This window comes from Candidatus Eisenbacteria bacterium, from assembly GCA_016867495.1.
Lineage (GTDB): Bacteria > Eisenbacteria > RBG-16-71-46 > CAIMUX01 > VGJL01 > VGJL01.
In genome coordinates, this window is record VGJL01000185.1 from 1 (window position 1) to 5,092 (window position 5,092).

Genomic DNA, 5,092 nt, shown 5'->3' on the forward strand with positions numbered 1-5,092 from the left:
AAAACTGGCGGAGGAGACAATCCGCCACCTGCAGAGGCGGAGGAAGGGGAATCCAGCAGGGCACACAGTCGGCTACGACCGCTGCGTCAACGACGCGCGCGAGAACGCGAGGAGCCAGGGCTCGACCGTGGTCCGGGAGTGCGACTTCTGGTGGGCGCTGCTTCTAAACGAGAGCAAATCGGTCGATCAGGTTCTCGCCCAGGTCGGCTCATCCCGGCAGCAGCTCGCCGAGACTCTCTCCGCCATCTGCCCCCAGGTCAGGCCACAGACGCAGAACTTCTGAACCACTCCCCGGACAGCTCCCGAGAACTGACCGCTTCCCGCGGTAGGTAGGTCGGCCGGAGGGAGGCCCGAGATAGCCCCGGCGGAGGAGAGGGCATCATCAGGGTCTTGCTGCTGCGGCCGGGCAACACAGGGTTCCATCGCCCGGAAAGGAGTTCGCCATGCGTCCTCTCAACAAGGGGTTCTACTTTGGTTCCTTCCTCGGATCGCTGGTCGTCAGTCTGGTCCTGGGTGTCGTTCTTGCGACGATGGTGGCGGCCGAAAACGAGGTTGGGATCGCGATCTGCGTCGGCATCATCCTGATGACCGCGGTCTACGAGGCGATCGTCTTTGTCGTCATGATCCACAAGATGTGGTCTGGCCTGAAGGGCGTCGGGGGAAGGCTCAGCCCCGGCGAGGCGGTCGGGCTTCTCTTCGTGCCGTTGTTCAACCTCTACTGGATCTATCGAGCTCTCTGGGGATTCGCGAAGGAGTACAACTCCTTCGCCGCAAGATCCGGATCGCCGAGCAGGGTGATCCCCGAAGCGCCGCTCCTCGCCTACTGCATCCTCACGCCGCTGCTCTGGATTCCCTATCTGGGGGTCGTCTTGGCGGTTGTCAGGGAGATGCTCCTCCTGAGCGTCCTCGGTCCTCTGGTCGATTCGGTCAACGGGCTGCCCGGCGTCGGCGATGCCATGGCCAGGGTATGGTGCGAACCTGCATGGCCTTACCGCGAGGGCGAGGTCGTGGTTTGAAGCGCCCCGGAGGCTCGCGTGACGTCCATCCAGTCCGGCTGGAGCCAAGCCTTTCTGTCTGCGGCATCCAGCCGGCGCCCGGTAGGCCCCACGAGAACTCAGCCGAGCCGAACGTAGAGCTGCTGGAAGCAGGAGGCAAAGGGTCGCAAGGCTAGGAGGGAAGGCGATGAAGCGGCACACCTCAATCCTGATGCTGATCTCCTGGGTCATTTCGCTGGAGATCTTCTTTCTTATCGTGAAGGCTAGCGGCGGCGCAGGCTGGTTCTTCGGCCTCTTCCGCAGCGGTCAGCCCCTACCTTGGATCGCCCTGGGGCTCGCCTCGCTGGGTGTCCACGTAGCGGGGCACTACATCTGCCGCGCGCTCGGCGGGGGAGTCGCTCGCGGAGCGACCTATCTGCACGATCGCCTACGCGTCTCCGGCCGCGCGCCTGAGGTTCCATTCCTGACGCCGGGGGTTGTCAGCATTCTGCTCGTCGTGTCGGCTCTCGGCGTGATGGCCGCCTCTCCTGCCGTGCGCGATGATCTGCAGTGGTTCCTCGCCGAGAACAGAGGATCGATCGAAGCTATCGAGCGCTACATGGCTGCGTGGCCGGATGGCCGCCATTTCAGGGAAGCCTCTGTCGTCCAAGAGGAGATGATCTGGGGTGCCGCCTCGACCTCGCACAGGCCGCGGCTCATCGGCGAGTACATCGCCAGGTTCCCGCAGAGCGATCGACTCGCGGAAGCGACAGCCATGCTCGAGCAGTTCTCCTGGGAGGAGACGCAGCAAACCGGCACGATCGCCGCGTTCCGCGGGTTCCTCTCGAGCCATCCGGGAAGCCGCTTCTCCGAGCCGGCCGAGACCAGCATCAGGGCGCTCCTGGCCGACGACGCCCCCTTCCTGAACGCCGAGCGCGCAGGAACGAAGGAGGCCTACGAGAGCTTCCTGGCCAGCTACCCGGGGCACAGCCGAGAAACGCAGGCGCTCGCCAACCTATCTGAGCTCGCCGGAGCCGACATCGCCGACCTCCTGCGCCAACGCACGATCGAGGCGAGGTTCATGGGAGGAGGCATTCGTGCGGTGAATGTCCGCGTGCGGCGGCTTGTCGAGCGTTCCGTCACCGTCAGGATTCCCGCGGGCGTCTTCTTCTCCTCTGCCGGGGCGGTGCAAGACATGGTCGCGTCGGAGACGGCCACCATCGTCCTGGACGACGGCGATTGGAAGGAGCTTGTTGTGCAGGCCTGCTGCGCGGACCGGGGGGCGGAGATCCCGGGAGCGGGCGACCTGTTCGTCGTGCGGAGCGCGCCGGCCGGATCGGACCTCACTCGCCTGATGGGCGTCCTCTCGGGGAGCAATGTCACCTTCGCGACGAAGCAGGCCGCGGTTTGGATCGTCACCGACGATGCAACCTACTCGCAGCTCGGAACGCTGCTCTCCGGCCACTTCGGTGGATTCGGTGGAGTCAGGGCGATCGGCCCGAACGAGGCCGTCGGCGCGATGCGCCTTTGCAGCCGGGCCGGCATCGACATCAGGAGGAAGGCGATTTGGGGAGACAGGCAGTCACTCCTCGACTCGGTCGCTGACCAGGCGCTCAAGAGCTGGCTCCAGGAGAAGGACCGCGAGAGCGTCGGGACGTAGCGCCAAGCTAACCGACCCGCAGCGCGTCGGCGATCCGGGCCGCCCGCACGGCGGCCCGGACGTCGTGCACCCGAATCCAGTGGGCGCCCGCCAGGATCGCGCCGGCGAAGGAAGCGAGAGACGCCTCGAGGCGCTCCTGCGGGGGCAGTCCGTCGAGCAGGGCGCCGAGGAAGCTCTTGCGTGATGTGCCGATCAGGATCCCGGCCCCGATGCCGGTGAAGACAGAGACGTTACGAAGCAGACTGACGTTCTGTTCGCGGGTTTTCCCGAATCCGATCCCCGGATCGACGAGGATCCGCTCGCGGGGTACGCCCGCGCGCTCCGCAACACCGGCCGAGGCCGCGAGCGAGGACCGGATCTCGCCGAGCAGGTCCTCGTAGCGGGGATCGACCTGCATCGTCCTCGGCTCGCCCTTCATGTGCATCAGAAGGAGCCCTGCCCCGCTCTTGGCCGCGATCTCGGCGATCTCAGGCCCCGCTCTCAGCCCCGAGACATCGTTGATCACCGATGCTCCGCTCTCCACGGCGCGGCGGGCGATCTCGGGCTTTGTAGTGTCCACGCTCACCGGAAGCGGATACCCGTCGCGGGTCGCAACGCGCAGCGCCGGCTCGATCCTCCTCCACTCCTCCTCGACGTCGATAGGCGTGGCGCCGGGCCGGGTGCTCTCGCCTCCGATGTCGATGAGATCGGCTCCCTCCTCCGCTATCTGCCACACGCGGCGCTCGACGGCGTCCTCCATCATCCAGGCGCCGCCGTCGTAGAAGGAGTCGGGCGTGGCGTTCAGGATCCCCATGACGCGCGTGACATCGCCGAGATTCCATGCATGCGAGCCCGCACGGAAGATCGATGTTTCCCGGATCGGCCAGGCGACCGGGATCGACACGGTCTCCTTCACGGCGTCTCGGGGGCGGGGCGCGGAATCTGACCGAGGGCGGGATCGGTTCCGCTCTGACGCGCCGGCGCCTTGGCCGCCGCATCATCCGCGGTCGCCGGAGCCGGCGGCTCATCTGCATTCATGGGCGGCAGACCCTTTCCGGTCAGGATGGCGTCGATCTCCTCGCGATCGAGGATCTCTCGCTCGAGCAGCGCTCCCGCCAGGGCGTGCAGCTTGTCGATGTTCTCCCGCAGGATCGTCCTCGCCCGGTCGTAGGCCCCTTGCACGATCTCGTGGACCTCCTCGTCGATGATCTCGGCCGTCCGCTCGCTGTAGTCCTTGTGCTCGGTGATCTCGCGTCCGAGGAAGATCAGATCCTGCTTCTTTCCGAACTGTAGCGGGCCGAGCCTCTCGCTCATGCCCCACTCGCAGACCATCTTGCGGGCCAGCCCGGTCACGGTATGGATGTCGCTCGCCGCGCCGTTCGTGATCTTGCCGAAGACGATCTCCTCCGCGGCGCGACCCCCCATCATCGCCGTCATCGTGGCGATGAAGTAGTCGAGCGTGCGCGTGTAGGAGTCCTTCTCGGGCAGGAAGTGGGTGACCCCGAGCGCGCGGCCGCGCGGAATCACTGTGACCTTGTGGATCGGATCGGCCTCGGGGAGCATCCAGCCGACCAGCGCGTGACCCGACTCGTGATAGGCCGTCGTCCGCTTCTCCTCATCGCTCAGGATGAGGCTCTTGCGCTCGGCCCCCATCATCACCCGGTCCTTCGCGTCCTCGAAGTCGGCCATCGTGATCCGCCGCCTGCTGCGGCGGGCCGCCAGAAGCGCCGCCTCGTTCACGAGATTCGCAAGGTCGGCTCCCGCCATCCCGGGCGTTCCGCGAGCCAGCGACTGGAGGCTCACGTCCTCCGCGACCGGCTTGTTCCTCATGTGGACCTTGAGGATTCCCTCGCGCCCGCGGACATCGGGCAGATCGACGACGATCTGCCGATCGAATCGGCCGGGCCGCAGGAGAGCCGGATCGAGGACATCGGGACGGTTCGTAGCGGCGATCAAAATCACGCCGTCGTTCGACTCGAAGCCGTCCATCTCGACGAGGAGCTGATTCAGGGTCTGCTCACGCTCGTCGTGGCCGCCTCCCATGCCCGCTCCGCGGTGGCGCCCGACCGCGTCGATCTCGTCGATGAAGATGATGCACGGGGCGTTGCGCTTCCCCTGATCGAAGAGATCGCGGACGCGGCTCGCGCCGACGCCGACGAACATCTCCACGAAGTCGGAGCCGCTCATGCTGAAGAAGGGAACGCCCGCCTCGCCCGCGATCGCCTTGGCGAGCAGGGTCTTCCCCGTTCCCGGGGGACCGAGGAGCAGGGCGCCCTTCGGGATCCGTCCGCCCAGGACCTGGAATCGCTTGGGATCTCGCAGAAACTCGATGATCTCCTGCAGCTCCTCCTTCGCCTCATCGGCCCCGGCGACGTCGGCGAAGGTCACCTTCACCTGGCTCTCGCCCGAGAGCTTCGCCCTGCTCTTGCCGAACTTGAGCGCGGCCGATCCGCCCGCCTGCATCTGCCGGATGAACAGG

The 5,092-nt window shown here is 66.4% G+C and carries 4 protein-coding genes; 2 read left to right on the forward strand and 2 right to left on the reverse strand.

Translation table 11 applies throughout. The features are described 5' to 3' along the window. Positions 1–443 precede the first annotated feature (443 nt). Together FJY88_11810 and FJY88_11815 are read left to right on the forward strand one after the other, a co-directional pair. Entirely contained in the window at positions 444–1,016 is a 573-nt protein-coding gene (locus FJY88_11810) for a hypothetical protein (protein ID MBM3288018.1), read from the forward strand. A gap of 166 nt (positions 1,017–1,182) precedes the next feature. Further along, positions 1,183–2,634 carry a hypothetical protein gene (locus FJY88_11815; protein ID MBM3288019.1) on the forward strand — a complete coding sequence of 484 codons (1,452 nt, stop codon included), beginning with the start codon at positions 1,183–1,185 and terminating at the stop codon, positions 2,632–2,634. Between the two features lie 7 nt (positions 2,635–2,641). Here the strand turns inward: FJY88_11815 and folP are convergent, their stop codons facing one another. Continuing rightward, positions 2,642–3,427: a dihydropteroate synthase gene (gene folP / locus FJY88_11820; protein ID MBM3288020.1), complete on the reverse strand. Its 786-nt coding sequence runs from the start codon at positions 3,425–3,427 to the stop codon at positions 2,642–2,644. A 98-nt stretch (positions 3,428–3,525) separates the two neighbouring features. Continuing rightward, on the reverse strand, positions 3,526–5,092 hold a 1,567-nt coding region (gene hflB, locus FJY88_11825; protein MBM3288021.1), incomplete at its 5' end, for an ATP-dependent zinc metalloprotease FtsH.